This is a genomic window from Pseudomonas sp. P4_D7 (assembly GCF_056401755.1).
On the sequence record NZ_JBFUIR010000033.1, the window covers coordinates 1 to 25,126 of the forward strand.

The 25,126-nt window shown below is 59.2% G+C and carries 20 protein-coding genes, 1 pseudogene and 1 riboswitch; of the genes and pseudogenes, 5 read left to right on the forward strand and 16 right to left on the reverse strand.

Annotated features, from left to right (window positions below; genetic code table 11):
• Window positions 1-79: 79 nt before the first annotated feature.
• Window positions 80-1,054, reverse strand: coding sequence for a TerC family protein (locus AC1DVF_RS20025; protein WP_477783027.1), 975 nt, complete (start codon window positions 1,052-1,054; stop codon window positions 80-82).
• Window positions 1,055-1,218: 164 nt separating this feature from the next.
• Here AC1DVF_RS20025 and AC1DVF_RS20030 point away from each other — a divergent pair, with 164 nt between their 5' ends.
• Window positions 1,219-2,163 (forward strand): Dyp-type peroxidase, encoded by a 945-nt coding sequence (locus tag AC1DVF_RS20030; RefSeq protein WP_477783028.1) that lies wholly within the window; start codon window positions 1,219-1,221, stop codon window positions 2,161-2,163.
• Here AC1DVF_RS20030 and AC1DVF_RS20035 read toward each other — a convergent pair whose 3' ends face one another.
• Complete coding sequence (locus tag AC1DVF_RS20035) at window positions 2,164-2,952, reverse strand: AraC family transcriptional regulator (RefSeq protein WP_099758770.1); 789 nt, start codon at window positions 2,950-2,952, stop codon at window positions 2,164-2,166.
• 84 nt (window positions 2,953-3,036) lie between these two features.
• Between AC1DVF_RS20035 and AC1DVF_RS20040 the strand changes: the two genes are divergently transcribed.
• Window positions 3,037-4,035: a bile acid:sodium symporter family protein gene (locus tag AC1DVF_RS20040; RefSeq protein WP_110720925.1), complete on the forward strand. Its 999-nt coding sequence runs from the start codon at window positions 3,037-3,039 to the stop codon at window positions 4,033-4,035.
• Window positions 4,036-4,233: 198 nt separating this feature from the next.
• Here the strand turns inward: AC1DVF_RS20040 and AC1DVF_RS20045 are convergent, their stop codons facing one another.
• Window positions 4,234-5,556, reverse strand: a complete 1,323-nt coding sequence (locus tag AC1DVF_RS20045; protein WP_477783029.1) for a tetratricopeptide repeat protein — start codon at window positions 5,554-5,556, stop codon at window positions 4,234-4,236.
• Window positions 5,557-5,968: 412 nt separating this feature from the next.
• Between AC1DVF_RS20045 and AC1DVF_RS20050 the strand changes: the two genes are divergently transcribed.
• The gene (locus AC1DVF_RS20050; RefSeq protein WP_477783030.1) at window positions 5,969-7,183 is read left to right on the forward strand and encodes a hypothetical protein; all 1,215 of its coding nucleotides are present in this window, start codon (window positions 5,969-5,971) and stop codon (window positions 7,181-7,183) included.
• A gap of 645 nt (window positions 7,184-7,828) precedes the next feature.
• On the opposite strand, the gene AC1DVF_RS20055 is transcribed toward AC1DVF_RS20050, so the two are convergent.
• Both AC1DVF_RS20055 and AC1DVF_RS20060 read right to left on the reverse strand, forming a co-directional pair.
• Window positions 7,829-9,001 (reverse strand): cystathionine gamma-synthase, encoded by a 1,173-nt coding sequence (locus AC1DVF_RS20055; protein ID WP_477783031.1) that lies wholly within the window; start codon window positions 8,999-9,001, stop codon window positions 7,829-7,831.
• Window positions 8,998-10,374, reverse strand: a complete 1,377-nt coding sequence (locus AC1DVF_RS20060; RefSeq protein WP_093437711.1) for a pyridoxal-phosphate dependent enzyme — start codon at window positions 10,372-10,374, stop codon at window positions 8,998-9,000. Before AC1DVF_RS20060 ends, AC1DVF_RS20055 begins: the two co-directional genes overlap by 4 nt.
• A 424-nt stretch (window positions 10,375-10,798) precedes the next feature.
• On the opposite strand from AC1DVF_RS20060, the gene metE reads away from it, so the two are divergent.
• Together metE and AC1DVF_RS20070 are read left to right on the forward strand one after the other, a co-directional pair.
• Entirely contained in the window at window positions 10,799-13,087 is a 2,289-nt protein-coding gene (metE, locus tag AC1DVF_RS20065; RefSeq protein WP_477783032.1) for a 5-methyltetrahydropteroyltriglutamate--homocysteine S-methyltransferase, read from the forward strand.
• A gap of 207 nt (window positions 13,088-13,294) precedes the next feature.
• On the forward strand, window positions 13,295-13,801 hold the full coding sequence (locus tag AC1DVF_RS20070; protein WP_460092202.1) for a GNAT family N-acetyltransferase: 507 nt from the start codon (window positions 13,295-13,297) through the stop codon (window positions 13,799-13,801).
• Here the strand turns inward: AC1DVF_RS20070 and AC1DVF_RS20075 are convergent.
• The 11 genes and pseudogenes from AC1DVF_RS20075 to phnD all read right to left on the reverse strand — a co-directional run bounded on the left by AC1DVF_RS20075 (window position 13,785) and on the right by phnD (window position 25,119).
• On the reverse strand, window positions 13,785-14,549 hold the full coding sequence (locus AC1DVF_RS20075) for an ABC transporter ATP-binding protein (RefSeq protein ID WP_460128209.1): 765 nt from the start codon (window positions 14,547-14,549) through the stop codon (window positions 13,785-13,787). The two genes, AC1DVF_RS20070 and AC1DVF_RS20075, sit on opposite strands and share 17 nt — an antisense overlap.
• Complete coding sequence (locus AC1DVF_RS20080) at window positions 14,546-15,550, reverse strand: FecCD family ABC transporter permease (RefSeq protein WP_175559651.1); 1,005 nt, start codon at window positions 15,548-15,550, stop codon at window positions 14,546-14,548. The genes AC1DVF_RS20075 and AC1DVF_RS20080 overlap by 4 nt, the downstream gene beginning before the upstream one ends.
• An 8-nt stretch (window positions 15,551-15,558) precedes the next feature.
• Window positions 15,559-16,572: an ABC transporter substrate-binding protein gene (locus tag AC1DVF_RS20085; protein ID WP_116256660.1), complete on the reverse strand. Its 1,014-nt coding sequence runs from the start codon at window positions 16,570-16,572 to the stop codon at window positions 15,559-15,561.
• Between the two features lie 144 nt (window positions 16,573-16,716).
• Window positions 16,717-16,910: riboswitch (cobalamin riboswitch) on the reverse strand.
• A 42-nt stretch (window positions 16,911-16,952) separates the two neighbouring features.
• Window positions 16,953-17,888: a Ppx/GppA family phosphatase gene (locus AC1DVF_RS20090; protein WP_320337024.1), complete on the reverse strand. Its 936-nt coding sequence runs from the start codon at window positions 17,886-17,888 to the stop codon at window positions 16,953-16,955.
• A 347-nt stretch (window positions 17,889-18,235) separates the two neighbouring features.
• The gene (gene phnX / locus AC1DVF_RS20095; protein ID WP_477783033.1) at window positions 18,236-19,063 is read right to left on the reverse strand and encodes a phosphonoacetaldehyde hydrolase; all 828 of its coding nucleotides are present in this window, start codon (window positions 19,061-19,063) and stop codon (window positions 18,236-18,238) included.
• 74 nt (window positions 19,064-19,137) lie between these two features.
• Window positions 19,138-20,007, reverse strand: coding sequence for a LysR substrate-binding domain-containing protein (locus AC1DVF_RS20100; RefSeq protein WP_460090606.1), 870 nt, complete (start codon window positions 20,005-20,007; stop codon window positions 19,138-19,140).
• 10 nt (window positions 20,008-20,017) lie between these two features.
• Window positions 20,018-21,311, reverse strand: a pseudogene (locus AC1DVF_RS20105) (MFS transporter).
• Between the two features lie 130 nt (window positions 21,312-21,441).
• Window positions 21,442-22,533 carry an iron-containing alcohol dehydrogenase PsrA gene (gene psrA / locus AC1DVF_RS20110; protein ID WP_093437740.1) on the reverse strand — a complete coding sequence of 364 codons (1,092 nt, stop codon included), beginning with the start codon at window positions 22,531-22,533 and terminating at the stop codon, window positions 21,442-21,444.
• Window positions 22,534-22,643: 110 nt separating this feature from the next.
• On the reverse strand, window positions 22,644-23,462 hold the full coding sequence (gene phnE, locus AC1DVF_RS20115) for a phosphonate ABC transporter, permease protein PhnE (protein WP_320337020.1): 819 nt from the start codon (window positions 23,460-23,462) through the stop codon (window positions 22,644-22,646).
• A gap of 2 nt (window positions 23,463-23,464) precedes the next feature.
• Window positions 23,465-24,256, reverse strand: a complete 792-nt coding sequence (gene phnC, locus AC1DVF_RS20120) for a phosphonate ABC transporter ATP-binding protein (RefSeq protein WP_320337019.1) — start codon at window positions 24,254-24,256, stop codon at window positions 23,465-23,467.
• Complete coding sequence (phnD, locus tag AC1DVF_RS20125; RefSeq protein WP_093437749.1) at window positions 24,253-25,119, reverse strand: phosphonate ABC transporter substrate-binding protein; 867 nt, start codon at window positions 25,117-25,119, stop codon at window positions 24,253-24,255. The genes phnC and phnD overlap by 4 nt, the downstream gene beginning before the upstream one ends.
• Window positions 25,120-25,126: the final 7 nt, after the last annotated feature.

The window sequence follows — 25,126 nt, forward strand, 5'->3', positions numbered from 1 at the left end:
GTGTTGACTGGCAGACCGCTGTGTTGACTGGCAGACCGCTATCGCGAGCAGGCTCACTCCTACAAGGTTTTGTGGTGTGTCATTCCGTGCGGCGCTCGGCATCTCTGGTCATGACCAAGCTGAGCAGGACTGAGCCAAGGATCACCCCACCCACCACCGCCAGCGACCATTCCACCGGCATGTGCAACCACGGCATCAACACCATCTTGCCGCCGATAAACACCAACACAATCGCCAACCCATACTTGAGCAAGTGAAAGCGGTCCGCCATATCTGCCAGCAGAAAATACAGCGCGCGCAGGCCCATGATCGCGAAGATATTCGAGGTGAAGACAATGAACGGATCAGTCGTCACGGCGAAGATCGCCGGGATGCTGTCGACCGCGAACATCAGGTCACTGGCCTCGATCAGCACCAGCACCAGAAACATCGGCGTGGCCCAGCGCACGCCATTCTGCAAGACGAAAAACCGTTCGCCATGAAAGCTGCTGGTGATGCGCATATGCCCGCGCACCCAGCGCAGCAACGGATTCTTGTCCAAGTCTGGCTGGTGGTCGGCAAACACCAGCATCTTGATCCCGGTGATGATCAGGAACACGCCGAACGCGTACAGCAGCCACTCGAACTGCGACACCAGCCACACGCCGGCGAAAATCATCACCGCGCGCATCACGATCGCCCCGAGCACGCCGTACAGCAGCACCCGCCGCTGTAACTCCGGAGGTACGGCGAAGTAGCTGAAGATCATCACGAAGACGAACATGTTGTCGATCGACAGCGATTGCTCGATCAGATAACCGGTAAGGAATTCGAGGGTTTTCTGCCGGGCAATGTCAGCGCCGAACGCACCGTGCAAATACCACCAAAGCAGCGCCGCGAAACTCAGTGCCAGCAGGCACCAGGCGATGACCCAGGACAAGGCTTCGCGAACCGATACCCGGTGCGCCTTGCGCCCACCGAAGACAAACAGGTCCAATGCCAGCATGGCAAGCACGAAGACGATGAAGGCGGCCCACATCCACGGTTCGCCGATATTGATGTTGGTGGCTGGCATGTCACGCTCCCTGTCTATTCTTGGATTGGGGTCAGACGAGGCCATGCTAGCGACGAGTTTGCGGCAAAGAAAAATCGTTTATTTCTACGCAACAGTTCGATAAAAACGAACTATCTGCCCTCGTTATCAGCTCGGGCATTTTTTACGGAGCAATGTTTTCAGCGATGAATACCGACATTCTCGAACCTCAAGCGGTGTGCAGTCCGATCACCAGCAGTGCGATTTTCATCGTCGCGACGCTGAATGCCGGGCCTGAAACCGCGCAAACCGTCAAAGACTGGTGCGGCGATGTTGCCGGGCTGGTGCGTTCGGTTGGCAAGCGCGTACCGACCGGCAATCTGACCTGCATCTGCGGCTTTTCCTCGAACGCCTGGGATCGCCTGTTTGGCCATCCGCGCCCTGCGTCGCTGCACGATTTTCGCGAGTTTGGCGAGGAAGGGCGGCACGCTCCGGCAACCCCGGGCGATCTGCTGCTGCACATTCGCGCCGATCAAATGGACCTGTGTTTTGAACTGGCCACGCAAATCATGGCGGTTCTCGGCGAGGCGGTGACGGTGGTCGATGAGGTTCAAGGATTTCGCTATTTCGACATGCGCAGCATCATCGGTTTTGTCGACGGCACGGAAAACCCGGTCGGGCGCAAAGCGGTCAACTTCACCATCGTCGGTGACGAAGACCCCGAGTTCAGCGGCGGCAGCYACGTGCTGGTGCAGAAATACCAGCACAACATGACCGCGTGGAACGGCCTGAGTGTTGAAGCACAGGAGCGCGTTATCGGTCGCACCAAGCTCTCCGATATCGAACTGGATGACGCGGTCAAACCGAGCAACTCGCACAGCGCACTGACCACCATCACCAACGCAGCCGGCGAGGAAGTGAAAATCCTCCGTGACAACATGCCGTTCGGCCGGCCGGGGGCAGGGGAGTTCGGCACCTTCTTCATCGGCTACGCGCGCTCGCCGGAGCCGATGGAGCAGATGCTGGAAAACATGTTTGTCGGCAAGCCACCGGGTAATTACGACAAGTTGCTGGATTTCAGCACCGCCGTCACTGGCAGCCTGTATTTCGTGCCGTCAGCGGACTTGCTGGAAGCACTGGCGGATCGCTGATCAGCGAAAAAACTCCCCCGGCGTTTCGCCAAACTGTTGGCGAAACGCAGCGATAAACGCCGAGGTCGAGTCGTAACCACAGGCCAGCGCAACGTCGGTGACGCGTTCGCCTTTTTCCAGCGGTGTCAGTGCACCGAGCAGGCGCAAACGCTGGCGCCAGGCGCGGAAGGTCAGGCCGGTGTCGCGTTGAAACAGGCGGGTGAGGGTCTTTTCGGTGACGCCGAACTTCTCGCTCCAGTGGCTCAGCGTGGTCTGCTGTTCCGGGTGTTGCTCCAGGCTCTGGTAGATCTGCTTCAAGCGGGCGTCTTGTGGCAACGGCAGCATCAGATCGATCTGCGGCGCCTCGGCCAATTGATCAAGGATGACCTGGGCCAGACGTCCGTGCGGGCCGCTTTGCTCGTATTCCACCGGAACCTCACTGAACGCGCGAATCAATTCCCGGAGCAGGTCGCTGACACCGAGCACATGGCAGCGCTCAAGCGCCCATCCGGCGACGCTGCAATCGATGTAGAGACTGCGCATTTCCGTGTGCGGCGAGCTGAACACCCGATGCGGCACACCCGCCGGGATCCACACGGCGCGCTCCGGCGGAGCGACAAAGCGGCCGGCGCTGGTCTGGATTTCCAGCACGCCCTGAATCGCGTAGGACAGCTGCACCCACGGGTGACTATGCCGCCGGGTCAGGGCGCGATTGGGCAGCGATTCGGTGCGGCCGTAGAGAGGACGCGGCAGGCTGGGCAGCCCGGGAATGCTGCGACGGACGCTTTTCTCATGTCCTTTAGGCGGCATCTTGTGACCCTTCGGCGTTAGTCGGTAATTGGCAGTCACGTTAGAGTCGTCGGCACGCACTGGCAACCCCCGGATGAACCGACCATGACTCGCCCACGTTTTTTGCCTGACAACTTTACCCTGACGCTGATTGGCGTCGTGCTGCTGGCCAGTTTCCTGCCGGCGAGCGGCCAGGTCGCCGTCGGCTTTGGCTGGTTGACCAACATCGCCATCGCCCTGCTGTTTTTCCTGCATGGCGCCAAGCTCTCGCGCGAATCGATCATTGCTGGCGCCGGCCACTGGCGCCTGCATTTGCTGGTGTTTGGCCTGACGTTTGTCCTTTTCCCGCTACTGGGCCTGGCGCTGAAACCGCTGCTGTCACCGCTGATCGGCGACAAGCTGTACATGGGCATGCTTTACCTGTGCGCATTGCCGGCCACGGTGCAGTCGGCGATCGCCTTCACCTCGCTGGCGCGGGGGAATATTCCGGCGGCGATTTGCAGCGCGGCGGCGTCGAGCCTGTTCGGGATTTTCCTCACGCCGCTGTTGGTGACGCTGTTGCTCGACGTCCACGGTGATGGCGGTTCGACGCTGGATGCGATCCTGAAAATCAGCGTGCAATTGCTCCTGCCATTCATTGCCGGGCAGATCGCCCGTCGCTGGATTGGTGCGTGGGTCGGACGCAACAAGAACTGGCTGAAGTTTGTCGATCAGGGTTCGATTCTGTTGGTGGTTTACGGCGCGTTCAGCGAGGCGGTCAACGAAGGTATCTGGCATCAGATTCCCGTGGTCGATCTGCTGGGGCTGGTGGTGGTCTGCTGCATTCTGCTGGCGCTGGTGCTGTTGGCGTCGACGCTGTTGGGCAAGGCGTTCGGCTTCAGCCAGGAAGATCGCATCACCATTCTGTTCTGCGGCTCGAAAAAGAGTCTGGCCACCGGCGTGCCAATGGCGCAGGTATTGTTTGCCGGTAGCACGATTGGCGTGTTGATTCTGCCGTTGATGTTGTTCCATCAGATCCAGTTGATGGTCTGTGCGGTGCTGGCGCAGCGTTATGCGAAACGCCCGGAATCGGTGCCCGAGCTGATGGCGCAAGTCGACCCGTGAGCTGACACCTCACTTCCAAGCGACCGAATCCTTGGAGCAGAGCTTGCTCGTGAAAGCGGTGTGTCTGCCACGATGGTTTGAACGTGCCGAAGCCTTCACGAGCAAGTTCGGCTTCCACAGGATTGTTGTGTTACTGGCCAGATGGCAGGATCTGCAGTAAGTCGTCACTGATCGCATGCGACAATTACAACCATGGCCTCAGCGACTTGACGCACGAAGCTTGCCACCTGTTTCCGATCCCGCTGGCCGCTGGGATTGAATGCCTTCAAGCGGGTGAGCGACCTTCCATTTTTCGGCAAAGGCTTTGCCTTGCTCGATTTGTTCGGGTGTCATTTTTTCAGAATAATTTTCTAATGTCTCCCGATTGTCCTCTATTTCATACTTGTCATTATCCAGGCCCGCTAAAAAGAAGATAAGGCCATAAGCCTTCACCAGATCAAATGGAAAGCCATAGTAATTTGGATTGCTTGCATACTCTCGAGCAAGTAAAGCGATACCGTTTTTGTCACCCACCTTCGCAGATTCCTCTAGCCAATACCGGGAAACTGATAGATCTCCGTTATCTTCATAAATAGAGGCTGCATATTCAACCATTGCTTTTGGATAGCCATTTTCAGCCGCTCGCTTATACCACTTGATGACTTCTTTGCGGCGCTGCCCAAACCACCAAAAAAAGCCCTCGCCAGCTGAGTAACTCCTGGCAAGCTGATATTGTGCGAATGGGTAGCCTCCCTCTGCTGACTTAATCAGCATATTAAGATCAGAATTGCCTACGTATAATAAATAGGCGGCTTCCATGTCGCCGGAGGCAATTTTTTCCTTTGCGGTTTTCTCAAATTCTAATTTCCATTCGCGCTGGGTTTTATCTCCTTTCGGGCAATTCTCGACGATGGTACATAATGTATCTCCATCACTTAGAGCCAGACGAAGCAGGGAGTTAAAATTTCCTTGATTAGCAGAATTTACCAGCCACTCACGAGTATCTTCCACCCGGTGGTATTTTGCATACCGAAGCTCATCCTGTAGATGAAACCACTCTCCTACAACATCCGACTTGGCCACCCAGTCATTTAGTTCGCCTAGTTGTTGTAAGTCATTTGAGGCGAACTTCTCCATTAACGTTTTTTTAAACTCTTGATGCCATTCATTCCAGCTTTTTTCCCCTTTTGGACAAAGTGAAGCGATAACACACAGCTTGACGTTGTGAGACAACTGATAGAGGGAGAACAAATTGCCTTGATTAGCAGAAGCCACGAACCACTTTAGCGACTCTTTCGAATCTGATGTTTTATTAAGTTCCAGTTGGCGAAGTTGTTCCGCCAAATAAAATTGTGCTTCTGCATCGCCAGCCTCAGCGGCAATGCGCARTTCAGGCTCTGCATTTTGTTCCTGGTTGTATAGTGAAATGCCGCGTTCCTTGGCTGCCTGTTGCTTTGGCGTAAGCACTGCTAATGCAGTGACTGAATTAAATAAAAAAAGCAAACCTGTAATCGATTTAATTATATTTTTATAATGATTCATTTTCCTTCCCTGTGTAGTTAAGAGGCGAGCGCCGTATTCCATATAATGTTTGACACTAAGGGGCGAAGCGCAGCAGGCGAATATTTCGACACTTGTGTTGTCGAGTCTACGCTGAGTCACTTCGCGCGCAGGGTGGGCTAAAAGTGCCCTGCACAATCATGATTATACGTCGCTCAAGCAGAGCAGAGACAGTTGGAAACGCCTGAATCAGGTCGTCGGAAAACGCTATTTCAACCTCACGACGTTGCGCTTACCCGAAGAATTGAATTACCGTCACGCCTGCGCTAGTGCGGCGCATTGAAACCTGAGAGGGACGCACTGCAGCACTCACGGCTCAACCCGGCTGAAGTACATCTTCACCAAGAGCCAGCATTTATGACCGTAAGGTGCCTATAAGCACCAAGAGGAATTTATGGCGATAACCCTGATTCGTAGCCTCACCGCGACCGTTGTTCGTAACGTAACGGCGTTAAAACGCGATGCAAAACGCCTCCAAAAACACTCCGGGCACGTATTCGGAACAGAGTATCCGCTGAAGGTCTGCCAACAGGCTGTGGCCGTTTCGCGAGGATTCAAATCCCTTTCTGACGTCGAGAATCTAGCCCAGCGCTTGGGTATGGATAAACAAGCCCCGTTCTGGACTATTCTTGGACGCAACGATCGGCACCAGGATGTACTCAATGCAATTTACCGGTTGGGTATTGAGTACACGGAGAACGGTCCCGTTGTTTTCACCGGCGAGCAAGAACACTCGATAGACGCCGCTCTGGTTCTTTTTTTCGAGCAAATGAGCCTCAAGAAGCTACCTGGTTTAATCCTGGTGGAGACGGAAGCGGCTTCGCTTCAGGACACGATAATTTACGGTGCCATCAAAAGGCTTGGTGCCGAGGATGTTCTGGATGGTTTCCGCTCATTAGATCTGCGTGACCGGAATCTACCAGTATCGATCAGTACTGAGGCAAGGTGGTGGGTTGAAGCGATCACCGATGTACTGCCAAAGAACATCCAGGAGAACCTTAAACACAGCGGGTGGGCAGACGCCCTAACGCGCAGTGCTCACGAAAACGCAAAATCGCGCAATCAAATGGGGAGCAGAAACGGGTTTGAACCTATTCCGTTCTATTCAGTGAATGAAGCTGCCAAACACCTGGCGTATTACAATGCGCAGCCGCTGTGGGTTACCGACGACAAGTCCTGGCCATACGACTCGGTTCCCAAAATCGAGAAAGATGATGAGCGTACCGTACTGGATCTGATCAACACCTTGAACAGCCGAAAATTTGATGTTGGTGTGTCGTGCGAACACGAAAGTCTGTGGCGTCCTTATGTGGTTTTATTCTCTAGAAACGATCCCGCGAGTGAGGTGCTTGCCGGAGCGGTTCGGTCATATTTCTCTTGGCGGCAGCATCGAGACCAAAAATCCCCAGTGCTTTATGTCTCTGATGGAGCAACGCCTTACGCTCCGCGTTTCTTGTGCTTCGGCGAGCATACGGCCGTTGTGAATGGTCTCGACACGATCCCAGCAGGTGATGACCCAGGCGAGTTCTATGGCTACAAACAGGCTTTGCGAGTGCTTGGAACGTCAGATGGCCTGCAGTTTATGGGTAAGCGGGTGTCCATGGATTGAGCTTGATGTAGCGGCCTACAACGCTGCGTGAACATCTGCAAGACAACACGCCGAAAGCCTGGACAAGGCTTTCGGTTTTTTTATGACTGAGCGATGGCCTCTATCTCAGCAGCAATGTGGCAAAACTTGTAAGTTTTACGAAAGCCGCCGGCCCCGCGCATTCATTCAGTAAAACGTGTTGCAGAGCGCAGCCGTAAAAATATTATCCATTGCGCGAACAGAGCGGCTGCGCAAAGGCAACTGTTCCAGCATAGATGGGCATTTGCCGGCCATTGGCCGGAAGGACGAAGGGTAAGGGGATAGTCGTTTCGCTTCCTTGCAGCCACGGGCAAAAAAGAAATCCGTCTAAAAACACTGAACAGGTTCGTGGAGCCTTTGCTAGGCTCAAAGATGTAGGCGAAGACGCAGACTGATGCGCAATCGGATAGCAAGGGGGCGTGGGGCGCGCTCCGAAAGGTACACGGTTAGAAAGATCTCCGCGCTGAGATCCAGCCCTTATGCCGTGTGAAGCAGCCGAGGCCGTACCTTTTCAATTTGACCCGGTACTGTGGGAAGCCCGATAAACCTTGTAAGCCAGAGACCAGCACTGGCCGCCTGCTCGAACACCAAAGCCCGCACGAAGCGGGCTTTGTCGTTCTTGCCAGGTCAGATCGCTTGCAGCGCCTGCGCCAGATCAGCACGCAGGTCTTCGACGTCTTCGACGCCCACCGACAGACGCACCAGGCCATCGCCGATCCCCAGTTTCGCCCGGGTATCAGCCGGAATGGTCGCGTGAGTCATGATCGCCGGATGCTCGATCAGGCTTTCAACACCGCCGAGACTTTCCGCCAGGGCGAAGATTTTCACGTTCTCGAGGAAGCGTCGCGCACCGTCCAGATCGCTGTTCAGATCAACCGAAATCATCCCGCCAAAACCACGCATCTGGCGCTTGGCCAACTCATGCTGTGGATGCGACGGCAGCCCCGGGTAGTAGACCCGTTTGACCTGCGGTTGCTGCTCCAGCCACTGCGCCAGATCCAGTGCGTTGCTGCAATGACGTTCCATGCGCAGGGCCAAAGTCTTCACCCCGCGCAGGGTGAGAAATGCATCGAACGGCCCGGCAATCGCACCGACCGCGTTCTGCAAGAAGCCCAGCTTCTCGGCCAGTTCTTGGTTCTGGCCGACCACGGCGATGCCGCCGATTACATCGGAGTGACCGTTCAGGTACTTGGTGGTCGAGTGCAGCACGATGTCGAAACCCAGCTCCAGCGGCCGCTGGATATACGGGCTGGCAAAGGTGTTGTCGGCCACGCTGATAATCCCGCGAGCGCGGCAGATACGGGCGATAGCGGCGAGGTCCGACAGGCTCAGCAGCGGGTTGGTCGGTGACTCGACAATCACCAGGCGTGTGTCGTCCTGCAGCGCCGCTTCGAACGCCGCCAGGTCAGTCAGATCGACGTAGCTGAAACGGTGTCCGGCACTGCGCTGACGGACCTTGTCGAACAGGCGGAACGTGCCGCCGTACAAGTCATTGCCGGAGATCACGTGCGAACCGGCATCGATCAGTTCGAGCACCGTGGAAATCGTCGCCAGCCCGGAGGCGAGCGCAAACGCCTGGGTGCCGCCTTCAAGGTCCGCCACGCAACGCTCCAGGGCAAAACGCGTCGGGTTGTGCGAGCGGCCGTAATCGAAACCCTTGTGCACGCCGGGGCTGTCTTGCAGATAGGTGGAGTTGGCGTATATCGGCGGCATCAGCGCGCCGGTGGTCGGGTCCGGTTCCTGCCCGGCGTGGATCACCCGGGTCGCGAAGCCTTGGGATTTATCGTCGTGCTGACTCATGCGAGGGATCTCCGTAATTGGTTGAGCATGTCGGTGCGGGTGATCAGGCCATGGAAGCCCGATGCATCGGCAATGATTGCGACGAGGCCACGGCTGAGCACCGCTTCCAGTTCAGCGAGGCTGGCGCCAGGGGCGAGGGTCTGCAGTTTGTCGGTCATCACGCTGGACACCGATTGGCTGAAGCGGGCGGCGTCTTCGTGCACCGCCAGCAGGATGTCTGATTCGTCGATCACCCCGACCAGTTGCTTGCCTTCCACCAGCACCGGCAGTTGCGAGACATCCGCCAGGCGCATGCGCTGGAATGCGGTGAGCAGGGTGTCATCCGGGCCTACGCTGATCACGCGGCCGTCCTCGAAACGCCGGGCGATCAAGTCGCGCAAATCGCCGTAGCCCTTGCGCTGCAACAGGCCCTGATCGGTCATCCACTGGTCGTTGTAAACCTTCGACAGGTAACGCGTGCCGGTGTCGCAAACGAAGCTGACCACACGTTTCGGCTCGGTCTGTTCGCGGCAGTAACGCAGCGCCGCAGCGAGCAGAGTGCCGGTCGACGAGCCGCCGAGAATGCCTTCGGCCTTGAGCAACTGGCGGGCGTGAGCGAAGCTTTCTTCATCGCTGATCGAATAGGCGTGGCGCACGCTGGAGAGGTCGGTGATCGACGGAATGAAGTCCTCGCCGATGCCTTCCACGGCCCATGAACCGGGCTTGGGCAGAGAACCGTCGCGGCTGTATTGCGCCATCACCGAACCGACCGGATCGGCGAGGACCATTTCCAGATCCGGCTGCACGCGTTTGAAGAAGCGGCTCAGGCCCGTCAGCGTACCGGCCGAACCGACACCGACGACGATCGCGTCCAGGTCATGTTCGGTCTGCGCCCAGATCTCCGGCGCGGTGCTGCATTCGTGGGCCAGCGGGTTGGCCGGGTTGTTGAACTGGTCGGCGAAGAATGCGCCGGGAATGTCTTTCGCCAAACGGGCGGCGACATCCTGGTAATACTCGGGATGGCCCTTGCCGACGTCGGAGCGGGTGATGTGCACTTCGGCGCCCATGGCCTTCAAGTGCAGGACTTTCTCGGTGGACATTTTGTCTGGCACCACCAGCACCACGCGATAACCTTTGGCGCGGCCCACCAGTGCCAGGCCCAGGCCGGTGTTGCCGGCGGTGGCCTCAACGATGGTGCCGCCGGGTTGCAGACGACCATCACGCTCGGCAGCGTCGATCATGGCCAGACCGATACGGTCCTTGATCGAACCACCGGGGTTCTGCGATTCGAGCTTGAGAAACAGTGTGCACGGGCCAGTATCGAAACGAGTGACTTGAACCAGCGGAGTGTTGCCTATCAGCCCAAGTACGGCAGGGCGTGATTCCTTTGACATTTCTTCACCTCTTAATGGTGTTGATCGCGTTCCAATCGCGGGGAAAAGACTCGCGTGCAACATAGGCTCAGACATCAGCTGTCGCAACCTTTAGTCGGCCGCAAATGCTGCCATTTCGATCTAACCATAGATCGAAATCAGAGACCTGCCGGGGCGGGTTCGAGTACGTTTACACAGAGGCGTCATTGAGTTTTCAAAGGGCGTCTTCAGGGCGACGAACAGCTTGAATTGGCGAGAAATTCCCTGGCGCAAAAAACCGTTCATCCTTCACGCGCGCTCTCGGCTACGGAGTGTTTACAAGCGACAAGCAGCAATCTTTTGATCATGAGGGAAACTCGTGTTGATCGCGATTAAAATGAGTTTGTCTCACCAGTGACCGATGCCGACAATGGCCGCCATCAACAGGACATTGGAGTTGTTTGTTATGGCACTGGCCCATTCCCTTGGATTTCCGCGCATCGGTCGCGACCGCGAACTGAAGAAAGCGCAAGAGGCGTTCTGGAAAGGAGAACTGAACGAGGCCGGCCTGCGTGATGTTGGCCGTGAACTGCGCAAGGCCCAATGGGACCTGCAAAAAAACGCCGGTATCGAATTGCTTCCGGTCGGCGATTTCGCCTGGTACGACCAAGTGCTGACGCACTCGCTGATGTTTGGCGTAATCCCTGAGCGCTTCCGTCCACACGACGGCAAAGCCAATCTGCAAACCCTGTTTGGCATGGCCCGTGGCGTCAGCGACAGTTGCTGCGGCGGTGCGCACGCCCAGGAAATGACCAAGTGGTTCGACACCAACTATCACTACCTGGTCCCGGAATTCAGTGCGGATCAACAGTTCCAGTTGGGCTGGGAGCAGTTGTTCGAAGAAGTCGAAGAAGCCCGTGCGCTGGGCCACAACGTCAAACCGGTGATTATCGGCCCACTGACGTATCTGTGGCTGGGCAAGGCCAAGGGCGCGGAATTCGACAAGCTGGAATTGCTCGATCGTTTGCTGCCGCTGTACGGGCAGATCTTCGCGCGCCTCGCCGCTCAAGGTGTGGAATGGGTACAGATCGACGAGCCGATTCTGGTCCTTGATCTGCCGCAGGAATGGAAGAACGCGTTCGAGCGTGCCTACAACCAGATTCAGCGTGATCCACTGAAGAAACTGCTCGCGACTTACTTTGGTGGTCTGGAAGAAAATCTTGGTCTGGCGGCGAACCTGCCGGTTGATGGTCTGCACATTGATCTGGTCCGCGCGCCGGAACAGTACCCGACCATTCTCGATCGTCTGCCGGCCTACAAAGTGTTGTCCCTGGGCGTGGTCAACGGGCGGAATGTCTGGCGCTGCGATCTGGAAAACGCCTTGGCGACATTGCGCCATGCTCATGAGCGTCTGGGTGAGCGTCTGTGGGTCGCGCCGTCCTGTTCGCTGCTGCACAGCCCGGTGGATCTGGGCCGTGAAGACAAACTCGATGCCGAGCTGAAAAGCTGGCTGGCCTTCGCTGTACAGAAGTGCGAAGAAGTGGCGGTTCTGGCGCATGCCGTCAATCAGCCGGAAGCGCCGAAAGTGCTACGTGCATTGACTGAAAGTCGCTCGGTGCAGGCTGCACGTGCAGCTTCCCCGCGCATTCACAAACCTGCGGTTCAGGCGCGAGTTGCGGCGATCACGGCCAAGGACAGCCAGCGTCAGTCGCTGTTTGCCCAGCGCATCGCCAAACAGCGCGCAGGTCTTGATCTACCACTGTTCCCGACCACGACGATCGGTTCGTTCCCGCAAACCGCGTCGATCCGCCTCGCTCGTCAGTCGTTCAAACAGGGCAAGCTGACCGAAGCCGAATACACCGAAGCCATGCACAGCGAGATTCGCCACGCGGTGGAAATCCAGGAACGTCTGGGCCTCGATGTGCTGGTGCACGGTGAGGCCGAGCGCAACGACATGGTCGAGTACTTCGCCGAGCAACTCGACGGCTACGTATTCACCCGGTTTGGCTGGGTGCAGAGCTACGGTTCGCGTTGCGTGAAACCGGCGGTGATCTTCGGCGACCTCAGCCGCCCGAAAGCCATGACGGTCGAGTGGATTCGCTACGCCCAAGGTCTGACCGACAAGGTCATGAAAGGCATGCTGACCGGCCCGGTGACCATGCTGATGTGGTCGTTCCCGCGTGAGGATGTCAGCCGTGAAGTGCAGGCCCGGCAACTGGCGCTGGCGATCCGCGATGAAGTGGTCGATCTGGAAGCCGCCGGCATCAAGATCGTGCAGATCGACGAAGCGGCGTTCCGTGAAGGTCTGCCGTTGCGTCAGGCGCAGTGGCAGCCTTATCTGGACTGGGCGACGGAAGTATTCCGCCTATGCGCCTCCGGTGTGCGTGACGAAACGCAGATCCACACGCACATGTGCTACAGCGAATTCAACGATGTGATTGAGTCGATTGCAGCGATGGATGCCGACGTGATCACTATCGAAACCTCGCGTTCCGACATGGAGTTGCTGGATGCCTTCGAAGCCTTCGCCTACCCGAACGAAATCGGCCCGGGCGTCTACGACATCCACTCGCCACGCATCCCGGATGCCTCGGAAATGGCTAATTTGCTGCGCAAGGCTGCCAAGCGGATTCCGGCAGAACGCCTGTGGGTCAACCCGGATTGCGGTTTGAAAACCCGTGGCTGGCCAGAAACCGAAGCGGCGCTGGTGCACATGGTTACCGCCGCCCGGCAACTGCGCAAAGAGCTGGCATAACGCTCGGCTTGCATGAAATACAACACCTGTGGGAGCGAGCTTGCTCGCGAAAGCGTCCATTCAGTCAACATCAATGTTGGATGATCTGCCGCCTTCGCGAGCAAGCTCGCTCCCACAGGGTTTTGGGCAAGTCATGAAATTCTGGATGGCCTCGCGGGACCTGTTGTTGCTACTGTGGCCAGCCGCAATCCAGGTGTTTGCCGCTGCATGAATCATCAACCCGTTATCCAAACCGTGTCTGACGCAGACATTCCCGAGGTGCTGGATTTTGTTCTAAAGGCCCGCGCCGAGCTTTTCCCCAAGCTCAGCGCGACCGGCATGCCTGACGATCTGGCGCGTTTTGCCGAGGTTTATCTGCGTGGGGCAGGGCGCTTTCTGATCGCTCGCCATGAAGGGCAGATCGTGGCCTCGATCGGCTATCATCCTTACGACCGACGCTTCCCGCACTTGCCTTATCCGGACCTTAAAGTGGTGGAAATCGTACGGCTGTTTGTCCTTCCATCGCAGCGCCGCTCAGGTCTGGCCGGTGCGCTATATCGATCAATCAAAGATCTGGCAGTCGCCAGCGAAGTAGAAGTGATCTACCTGCACACCCATCCATTTCTGCCGGGCGCCATCGAATTCTGGCAGCGCCAAGGCTTCAAGATTATCGACGTCGACGCTGACCCGGTCTGGCAAACAACCCACATGCACAACGTCATGAGTGAAATCTGAGAATCTGCGCCCCATCGAACGGGTCCGTCAGGTAATGCGCCCTGACCCCGAACGTCTCCTGTAAGCGCTGCGGCGTCAGCACCGCCAACGGTTCGCCCAACGCCACCAGCCGCCCGCGTTCCAGCACCGCCAGACGATCACACTTCAGCGCCTGATTGAGATCATGCAGAGCGATCAGCGTGGTCACCGGCAACGCCCGCACCACGTTGAGAATGGTCAGTTGATGCTGAATGTCGAGGTGATTGGCCGGCTCGTCGAGCAACAGAATCTGCGGCCGCTGCGCCAGTGCCCGGGCGATGTGCACCCGCTGCCGTTCACCGCCGGACAGGCTGCGCCACAAACGCGTGCGCAGGTGCATTGCGTCAACGTCGGTCAGCGCCTGCTGAACAATCGCGTCGTCGGCCTGCGACCACGGTTGCAGCGCCGACAACCACGGCGTACGCCCCAACGCCACTGCGTCGAACACGCGAATGCCATCGTCGGTATCAGCTTGTTGCTCAACCACCGCAAGCTTTTGCGCAATGCTGCGTCGGGCCATTTTGCCCAGGCGTTGACCTTCAAGCAGCACCTGGCCAGCGCTCGGTTCACGCAGCCCGGCCAGCAACTTCAACAGAGTGGATTTGCCCGCGCCATTCGGCCCGACAATGCCCAGGGTTTCGCCACGCTGAACCTCAAGGCTGACACCGTTGAGCAACTCGGCGCCGCGCACCCTGAAGCTCAGGCCGGAACAACTCAAGACACTGTTCATCGTGCCGACCTGCGGCCGACCAGAATCAAGGCGAACACCGGCGCGCCGACCAGCGCGGTAATCACCCCGACCGGAATCACCTGGCCCTTGATCAGTGTGCGCGACAGCACATCGGCGGCTATCAGAAACACCGCGCCACCCAACGCACTGGCCGGCAGCAACCGCGCATGACCGGTGCCCAGCAACAGACGCGCGGCATGAGGAATGACCAGACCGACAAAACCGATCGAGCCGACAATCGACACCATCACTGCCGTCACCAGCGCTGCACAACCGATCAGCAGAATCTGCACACGCCGCACCGGAATGCCGAGCGACGCCGCCGAATCCGCACCAAAGGTAAACGCATCCAGCGCCCGCCGATGCCACAGGCACACAACCAACCCCAACACGGCCACTGGCACCGCCAGCCACACCGATGGCCAGCGCACGCCGCCAAGATTGCCCAGCAACCAGAACATGATCCCGCGCGCCTGCTCGGAGCTGGCCGAGCGGGTGATCAGAAACGCTGTCAGCGCATTGAACAGCTGCGAACCGGCGATCCCCGCGAGAATGATCTGCCCGGTACCGCTGGCCGAGCCGCTGACCCGCGCCAGCACAATCACCAGCACGAACGCCGTGACCGCGCCGGCGAAGGCACCGACCGAGAGCGAGATGATCCCGGCACCTACGCCAAGCAGCGCGACCATCACTGCCCCAGTCGAGGCGCCGGCAGAAATGCCCAGCAGATAGGGATCGGCCAACGGATTGCGCAGCAGCGACTGCAAAATCACTCCGCAGGTCGCTAACCCTGCACCGCATGCCGCCGCGACCAATGCCCGGGTCAGGCGGTAGTTCCAGACGATGCCTTCATCGATCGGGTCGAGGACATGCCCGGCGCCCCACAATTTGTTCGCCAGCACTTGCAACACCACGTCCGGTGCAATCGAGGTTTCACCGATGGCCACGCCGGCGACCACTGCAATCAACAGGGTCGCCAGGGCCAGGAGCGTGCGGATCAGGCTGGCACTCATTGCGACAGGTCATAGCCGTTGATAGCCGTGGCCAATTGCTCAATGCCCTCGAACATGCGCAGGCTCGCCTGCAGGGCCATGGCGTCGACAATGATGATGCGGTTGTGTTTCACCGCGTCCATGTTGCGCGTCACCGGATCACTGCGCAGGAAGGCGAGTTTCTTTTCATAGTCGTCGGCGGGGAAACGTCGACGATCCATGCGCGCGATGACCAGGAAGGTCGGATTGGCCTTGGCGATGGTTTCCCAACCGACGGTTGGCCACTCCTCATCGGACGCCACCACGTTGCGCACGCCGAGGGTGCTGAGCATGAAATCGGGAACGCCTTTGTGCCCGGCCACGAACGGCTCGATGTCCATTTGTGCGCTGGAGAACCACACCAGCGCGCTGGCGTCTTTGAGCTGTTTGCCTTGGGCGGTGGCAATCGATTTGGCGAGACTGGCCTTGAGTTGATCATTGAGCTGCTGGCCACGCTCCTGAACATCGAAGATCTGCGCCAGTTGGCTCACGCTTTTGTAAATCGTCTCGATGCGAAACGGCGCCAGTCGCGTGCCATCGGCGCCGACGAGGTTGTCCTTGGCTTCGCAATCGGAAGGCAGCAGGTACGTTGGAATCTTCAGTTCATGAAACTGCTCGCGCGTGCCCACCGCGCCTTGCGGGCCGACCATCCATTCCAGTTCCACGGCGACCAGTTCCGGACGCTTGCCGATTACCGACTCGAAACTCGGCTCGTTGTCAGCCAGGCGCTCGATCTGGTCGTTTTGTGCCTTGTATTTGGCCAGCACATTGTTGAACCACAGTGAGGTGCCGACGACTTTGTCGCCCAGTCCCATGGCGTAGAGCATCTCCGTGCCGGCCTGGCCGATGGTCACGGTGCGCGTCGGTGCGTGCTGGAAGGTCAGGGTGCTGCCGCAGTTTTCGACGGTCAGTGGATAGACCGTCGGGGCCGCCTGCGCCAGGGCGCCAAGGCTCAGGCCGGTAATGAGGGTGGCAACGCGGGGCAGCAGCATAGGGCAGTCTCCAGGGGAACCRTACGGGGAGCGGGAGAGTACGGTCTGGAAACACACCATCGAACGCGGTCAGGAAAACAGCGCAAGGCCGGGCAGCCAACGAAGACGCGCACGGCACGATGTCCTTCCCGGACACCCCGCCGGTTAGTAATCACTGTGCCGGCAGGTCTCCTGACTGATGCGTCATCGCCTGGCTCCGGCCTTCCCGGGATTCACCCAGTGGCAGTCGTGGAGCAGGCTCGGCACCTACAGTTGCGGGGGCAGTTCCGGTCAATGCTGTGCAAGCACCCCGGATTCCCTATTAGTCCCGTTCGGGAACCAGCGGCGGCATGTTAGTCGATCAAGCCGCTGAAGGGGAGACGAATCTGTTGCGGCGAGGATTAGTGCTGGCTCATCAAACCGTGCAACACGCCCAGACGCAGGCCCGGTTCGGAGGGCAGCATTTGTGCGATACCGAACACTTTGAATGCCGCCAGCATTAACACCAGACCGCCGGGCAGAATGCTCTGGCGGTGTGGTTGCAGGCCTGCGAGCTTGAGCTGTTGCACGTTGTTTACCTTCAACAACAGCAGCGACAGGCGCAGCAGGCCGCCGTAGGTGATGCCGTCCTGGCCGAAGTCGTTGAGGCGATTGGTCTTGAGTACTTTGGCGAGCATGCGCGCGGTGCCGGAAGAGCCGATGGTTTGCTGCCAGCCCTGAGCACGGTAGCGCCGGGCAACTTTTTCAAACTGCAGGATGGCGAAGCGTTCGGCCTCCTGTAGCGCGCTGGCGGACACATCGCCGCCGCGAAAGAATCGCGTGCTCAAGGTGCCGCTGCCGATGGCGATGCTTTCGGTTAACAAGGGTTGTGAGCCCTGGCCGAGGATCAGCTCGGTGGAGCCGCCGCCGATGTCGACTACCAGGCGCAGGTCGTCGGCGCTGGGCAAGGCGTGAGTTACGCCGGCGTAGACCAGCCGCGCCTCTTCATGGCCGCAAATGACGTCGATGGGAAAGCCCAGATGCCGCTCGGCACTGGCCAGAAACAGTTGCGCGTTGTCCGCTTCACGCACCGCGCTTGTGGCCACCGCACGAACACGGCCGGCCTCGAAACCACGCAGCTTCTTGCCGAACCGCGCCAACGCCTGCCAGCCGCGATCCAGTGCCAAGGCATCCAGTGCGCCGCCATCAAAGCCTTCGGCGAGGCGCACCGGTTCGCGCAGGGTTTTCACTTCCTGAATCTGCAAGCCTTTGCGGCTGCGCACCGACTGGCCGATCATCAGGCGAAAGGCGTTCGAACCCAGGTCGATGGCGGCAAACAGCGAGGCGTCGTCTTTCATGGGAATCCTTGCAGAGCATCCGTCGCGAGGCTCAAGACGGTTTGCGAGGATTCTGCCGTGATCTTGATGACATCCTGATGACGGGGGCGGGGCGGTTGAATGAATTTGCGACTGTCATGACACTGTCATTATCCGGCGTCTATGCTGAGGCCAATACATCGCGTGTTCTTAAAGTTTTTGCTGCCAGTTTTGGCAGMTTTTTTTTGCCCGCGATTTGGCTGTTGATCGTTCCCACGCTCCGCGTGGGAACGCCTCTAGGGACGCTCCGCGTCCAGTGACGCGGAGCGTCACGGGCTGCATTCCCACGCAGAGCGTGGGAACGATCAGCGCGGGGTGCGGACGATCAATCAGCAGGACTGAGGAGTTTCGCCCCGGGCCAGGCGCGCATTGATGTCTTCGATCACTTCGGGCAGTTCGGCGATGGTGTCGATCAGGTAGTGCGGGCGCGAAGGGGCGAACATCTTGCCGATCCGCGCGCGTTCTTCCRCCAGTCGATCCGACGGCAACGCCTTGTATTGCTCATAGGTCAGGCCCAGTGCGTTGCCGGAACAGGTCAACGCCACCGTCCACATGCCGGCGGCGCGGCCTTCGAGAATTCCCGGCCAGGTGTCGTCGACCTTGACGCAGGCGGCCACGTCATCGATGCCCAGGGTAATCACGTTGGCCAACGCCTGCGCCGGATACGGCCGGCCATTCGGCACTTCATCGGTGGCAACGACATGATCGGCGACATAGCCATTTTCCTGCGCCAGTTCGACAACCTTGGCCATTACCACCGCCGGGTAGCCCGAGCACGAACCGATTTTCAAACCCTTGTCGCGCAATGCTGCAATGGCTTCGAGCGCGCCCGGAATCAGCGCCGAATGCAGGGCGATTTTCTCGATCTGCAGCGGCATGAAACGTTCGTAGATTGCCGTTACATCGTCGTCACTCGGCAAGCGATCAAACGCCGCGCGGTAACGCTCGGCAATCTGCGGCAGGTTGCACAGCGTGCGAATGTGATCCCACTTGCCCATGCCCATTGGCCCGCGCGCTTCTTCCAGCGACACGGCGACGCCAAACTCGGCAAAGGCCTCGACGAAAATCTGCGTCGGCGCAAACGAGCCGAAATCGACAACGGTGCCGGCCCAGTCGAGGATCGCGGCTTGCAGGTGAGTCGGTTGTTGGTACTGCATGGTCAATCTCCGTTTTCAGGTAAGCGTGGGCCGTCCCTCGGCAATGAGGTAGGCGGTTCAAGGGTCAGTGCTGATCAGGTCAGCGGTGGATTCGCATCAAACAGTTCGGCAATCACTGGCCGGTTCCGGCGGATGCCGAGGCAGCACAGGTGGTATTCGATAAAGAACGGGTGATCGACAAAGGTGATCGGCGTGGTGCCCGGGGTTTCGGCGTACTCGACCGCCGAGACAAACCCGATGCCGATGCCCTTGACGATCGCGTGGACGATGGCTTCGCGGCTGTTGAGTTGCATGACGCAGTTGAGATCGATATTGAGGCGCTTGCAGCTTTCTTCCACCAGTTGTCGGGTGCGTGCACTGGATTCGCGCATCACCCATTTTTCGCCACTGATTTCACTGATGTGAACCTGCGCCTGACTGGCCCACGGATGGTCATCACGCACCACGGCGATGATCGGATAGCGGTGATACAACCGCGTGTGGAAGCGCTCATCGAATTCCGACAAGGCCAGAATCGCCACGTCGATATCAAAGTTGAACAACCGCGCCAGGGTGTCCTTTTCCGAAGAAAACGAGGTTTCCAGTTCGATATCCGGATGGCGCTGCATCAGCTCATAGGTCAGGTTCATGGCAATCGGCGGTGACACCGCGCCGAGGCGCAGCATTCCGGTCTTGCGCTGCTTGAAGCTCTGCAACAGTTGCACGGCTTCATCCTCCTGACCGAACAGGCCCTGAGTGATCGCATAGAGCTTGTGCCCGGCGGCGCTCATTTCGATGTAGCGGCCACGGCGATGGAACAGCTCGACCGAGAAGGTGTTTTCCAGCGCATTGACCTGTTCGCTGACGGTCGGCTGACCGACGCTGAGGAACTCTGCCGCAAGGGTAAAACTGCCGGTCTTGGCCACCGCATGAAACGAACGCAACCACTTGTGATACTGGTACATGCAAGCCCCGTCAGCGTCGAATGAACAATGCCACTGCCGCGCTGCACAGGCAGGCGCTGGTGACCACTATGAAGATGAGAGACGTGTTTGCTGTGGTGTCAAGCAAACGACCGATCATCGGCTCAGCCAGGCCGGCGAACAGGTAGGACGAGAAGTTCATGATCCCGGTCGCGGTGCCGGCGCTGTGCCCCGACCAGATCCGGGCACAGCGCCCAGAAACTCGAGGCCGGGCCGTAGACGAAGAAGCCGCACAGGAACAGGGCGATCAGGCCGATGACGCTGTGTGGTGGCAGGCTCCACATCCACAGGCTGGTCGCCGCGCCCAGCACCATATAGAGCATGATCGCCAGATACCGCTTGGAACCGAACAACTTGTCCGACACCCAGCCATTGCTCAACGCGCCAACCGCCATGCCGACGGGGAGGGCGACGGTGATCCATTTCGGGTCGACCATGCTGTCGCCGCTTTTCCAGTTGGCGCCGAGAAAGTGCACCGGCACCCAGACGATCAAGCCGTAGCGCGCCGCGTTCTGAAAGCCCAGGGACAGCGCAGCGATCAGCAGGCGGGGATTCTTCAGCACGGCTTTATAGCGTTGTGCCGAGGACTCGACTTCGCCCTGCGCGGCTTCCTGATGTTTGTCGTCAGCGTTGGCCACACCGGTATCACCCACCGGTTCGAAGCCCAGATCCTGCGGGCGTTCGCGGGCGACCAGATAGAAAATGATCCCGCCGGCGAGCATCAGCAGCACGGGCAAGCGGAAGATCCAGCGCCATTCCAGTTGCAGCACTTCGAGCACGACGATAGAGGTGACGTACGACAGAATCGACGCGCAGCCGGCGGCGAAGGTGTAAAAACCATAGACCTTGCCGCGCTCACCTGCTGCCCACCAATTGGCAATCAGTCGACCACCCGGCGCCCAGCCCAAGGCCTGAAAGTAACCGTTGACGCCCCACGGCAGAATCAGGCTGGTGAAACCACCGGCAAAACTGGTCACCCAGTTGGCACCGCAGGACAGCACCGCACCCAGCGTCATGATCCGTCGGCCACCGAATTTATCGGCGAGGTTGCCGTTGATCGCCTGCCCAATCGCGTAGGCCCAGAGCATCGCTGCAGAGGCCCAGCCGAGGGTTTCCTTGCTCAGGCCGAACTCGGCCTGAATCCCCGGAATGGCAAAACCGAAGGTCTGCCGACCGGTGTAGAAAAACAGGTAACAGAACATCGCTGCCAGCAGCATGCGCCACTGGGCGACCCGGAACGAGGCAGAACGGACGGCGAGACCAGGCATTGTTTCGGCACGATTCATGATCTTTTCCTTATTGTTGTCGGTTCCCGCCGGGTGTCGTCGGCGGGGTGCACTCTTTTTTGGTGCGACAGGAAATCACCGCGGCTGCATGCCGCTGGTGGTGCTTGGGTGACTCGGGTGTTATCAGGCGTCAGGCGGCTTGTGAACCGATGAAGTTCTTGCCGCGCGCACCTTGCATTGCGAGCTGGATGATGGCTTCGGCGTCCTTGGCCGAGACGCCGTAATCGGCAAACTCGGTCTTCACCCCGAGGCTGTGCAGGAACTCGCGCAGTTGCTGTTGGGCTTTGCTCAGGTCCGCGCCGAATACCCGTTGCAAGGTACGGTCGCGAGTAGCGTCGTGGCCCCAGGCCAAACCCAAAACCAGCGGCAAGGTGAAGGAGCAGGCGATGCCGTGGGGCAAACCGTGGCGCAAGGTCATCTCATAGGAAATCGAGTGCGCCAGCGCGGTTTTGGTGTTGGAAAACGCCAGCCCGGCCTTGAGTGCGGCCAGTGCCATGCGCGTGCGCAACTCTTGGCTCGACAGATCTTTGTGCAAACGCGGCAGGCATTCGAGAATGTCTTCAATTGCGGAAATGGCAAAGGTGTCTGAGACCGGGTTGGCGTTGACGTTCCAGATCGCCTCCAGCGCGTGCGACAGGGCGTCGAGCCCGGTGGAAACGGTGACGCCGGCCGGCACGGTGAGCATCAGTTGCGGGTCGATGATCGCCACCCGTGGCCAGGTGCAATCCAGATGAAGCGAGTATTTCTTCTGGCTGGCGCTGTCCCAGATCGTCGCCCACGGCGTGACTTCGCTGCCCGTGCCGGCAGTAGTCGGTGCGGCGATCAGTTGTTTGCAACGGGCCGGGGTGAACGGTTTGCCTGTCGCCAGCAGGCTCAGCAGTTCATCGAAACGGCCGGATTCGGTGCCGACGATCAACGCCTTGGCGGTATCGATGGCGCTGCCGCCGCCCACGGCGAGGACCACGTCACAATCAGCGGCGTGTTGCCAGAAGTGCTCGTAAGTGCTGCGCAGATGGGCGACGTCGGGGTTGGGCTGGACGTCTTCGAAAACGTAGATCAGGCGTTCGCCGAGCAAGCTTTGCAAACGGTCCACCAAGCCCAGCCCTCGGGCCTCAGGGAAGGTTACGAGGGCGACGCGCTGCTGCTCGGTGATGGCGGCAAGGTCTTGCAGGCTGCCCCAGCCGAAACGGGTGTCGACGGGGTTCTGGAAGCGGGCAGTCATGGTCAATCCTTCTTGTTGTTGTCGTGTGGTCACATAGTCGAGGGCGACCGACAACGGCACAAATCGATAAATCGCAGGTTTGAATCGGCTGAGCCGATAGCAGCTTTACGCTAGTGCGCCGAACCGCTCTGGATCGCCGCGCGCAGGCGGCTGGAGATGGCGTCGGCGACTATCACCATGAAGGTGATGACGATGATGCAGGTCGCGGTTTCCTGATATTTGAACAGCTTGAGACTGCTCACCAGCTCGAACCCCAAACCGCCGGCACCGACCATGCCCAGCACCGTGGCCGAGCGCAGGTTGACCTCGAAGCGGTACAGGATCACCGCAATCCACGCGGTGATGACCTGCGGCAAAACACCAAACACAATCACCTGCAACGGCCGCGCACCGGTCGCTTGCAGCGCTTCAATCGGGCCTTGGTCGATCTCTTCGATGCTCTCGGCGAAGAATTTGCCGAGCATGCCCAGGCCATGCAGAGCCAGCGCCAATACGCCGGGGAACGGGCCGAGTCCAACCGCCGAGACGAAGATCAGGGCGAGGATCAGTTCGTTGATGCTGCGGGTGAAATTCAGCGCCTGGCGGGTGGCGTGAAACAGCCAGCGGTTGCGGCTTAAATTGCGCGCGGCGAGAAACGACATTGGAACCGCCAGTAAGACGCCAAGCAGGGTTCCCCAAATGGCGATCTGCAAGGTTTCCACCGCAGGCGCGATCAGACGCGGCAGGATGCTCAGGTCCGGCGGAAAGGTGCGCGAGAGAAAGTCGCCGATCTGCGGCAACCCGGCGGCCAGTTCACCGAGGCTGAGCTGCGCGCCTTGTGCGCTCCAGTTCAGCGTCCACAGCACGATCAGGACGACGGCGCCGGTGGTCAGCCAACTGCGCGGGCCACGGGGACGATCGCCGACCCACTGATAGTTTTGCGATTGCATGCTCAGGCCCTCGATACAGTGCGGTAGGACAGGGTGGTCGTCGGGACGTCAGCGGAGGACTCTGTTGATTGCCCCGGATAGATTCGCGCCAGATCGGCGTCGGTCATGCTCGACGCTTTGCCATCGAACACCAGACTGCCGTGCGCGAGGCCGACCACGCGGTCGCCGAACTCACGGGCGTATTCGACCTGATGCAGATTGCACAGCACGGTGATGCCCAGTTCGCGGGTGGCATCGCGCAAGTACTGCAACACCAGGCGCGCGGTCTTCGGGTCAAGGCTGGCAATCGGTTCATCGGCCAGAATCACCTGCGGTCGTTGCGCCAACGCGCGGGCGATGCCGACGCGCTGTTTTTGTCCGCCAGACAACGAATCGGTGCGCTCGCCAGCCTTGTGCGCCAGTTCGACGCGCTCCAGGCATTGCATCGCCAACGCCACATCGTCACGGCGGAACAGCTGCAAAATCGAGGCGAGGGTGCCGACGGAACCGAGGCGACCGGTCAGCACGTTCTTCAGCACACTCAGGCGAGGCACGACGTTGTGGTGCTGAAAAATCATCGCCACTTCACGGCGCAGAACGCTGGTGTCAGGGCAGGCGAGGGCGTCGATGCCGGCCACGTTCAGCGTGCCGCTGTCGGCCTGCGCCAAGCGATTGATACAACGCAGCAAGGTCGATTTACCGGCGCCGGACTGACCGAGCACCACGACGAATTCGCCCGCAGCGACTTCAAGGTCGATGCCGCGCAATACCGGGTTGCTGCCGTAGTGTTTGGTCAGTTGGCGGATGCTGATCATTTCATGCTCCGCAAATCGAGATCGAGCACCTTGGCGGTTTCGCGCACCACGTCATACGACGCGTCGGTGGTCGGCTGGAAACCATTGAGTACGCCCTGATCACCCCACGGCACGTCCTTGATTGAAGCCAGCGCGTCGGCGATTTTCTTCTTCAGTTGCGGATCGAGCGCCTTGCGCCAGACCATCGGCGACTCAGGAATCGGCTTGGAACTCCAGACAATTTCGAAGTCATCCTGCTTCACCACACCTTTGGCCACGGCACTGGCGAAGATGCGGTCAGCCACGGCCGCCGCGTCGACTTTCTTGTTCTCGACCGCGAGGATGCTGGCGTCGTGGGAGCCGGAGAAAATCACCCGTTTGAACAGGCTGTCCGGAGCAAAACCGGCCTGCTCAAGGCCAGCTTTGGGAAACAGATGCCCGGACGCTGAGCTCGGGTCGACGAATGCGAACGTATGGCCCTTGAGGTCGGCCAGCGAATGAATGCCGCTGTCCTTGCGCGCCAGAATCACGCTTTTGTACGCGCTCTGCCCGGTCTTCTTGGTCACCGCCACCGAAAACGCCTCGACATCCGCCACCGAGGTCGCCAGCACGTAGGAAAACGGCCCGAGATAGGCGACGTCGAGTTTGCCCGAACGCAGCGCTTCGATGATGCCGTTGTAGTCGGTAGCCACGAACGGCACCACCGGCATGCCGATTTTGGCTTGCAGATCGTCGAGCACCTGTTTGCTCGATTCGATCATCGCCTGGGAATCTTCCGAGGGGATCAAGCCAATGGTCAGTTTGTCCTTGGCCCAGACCTGGCTGGCGCCGAGGGCAATGACGGTGAGGCTGGCGACACGCAGAAACTGTTTGATTGTTTTCATGGCATTC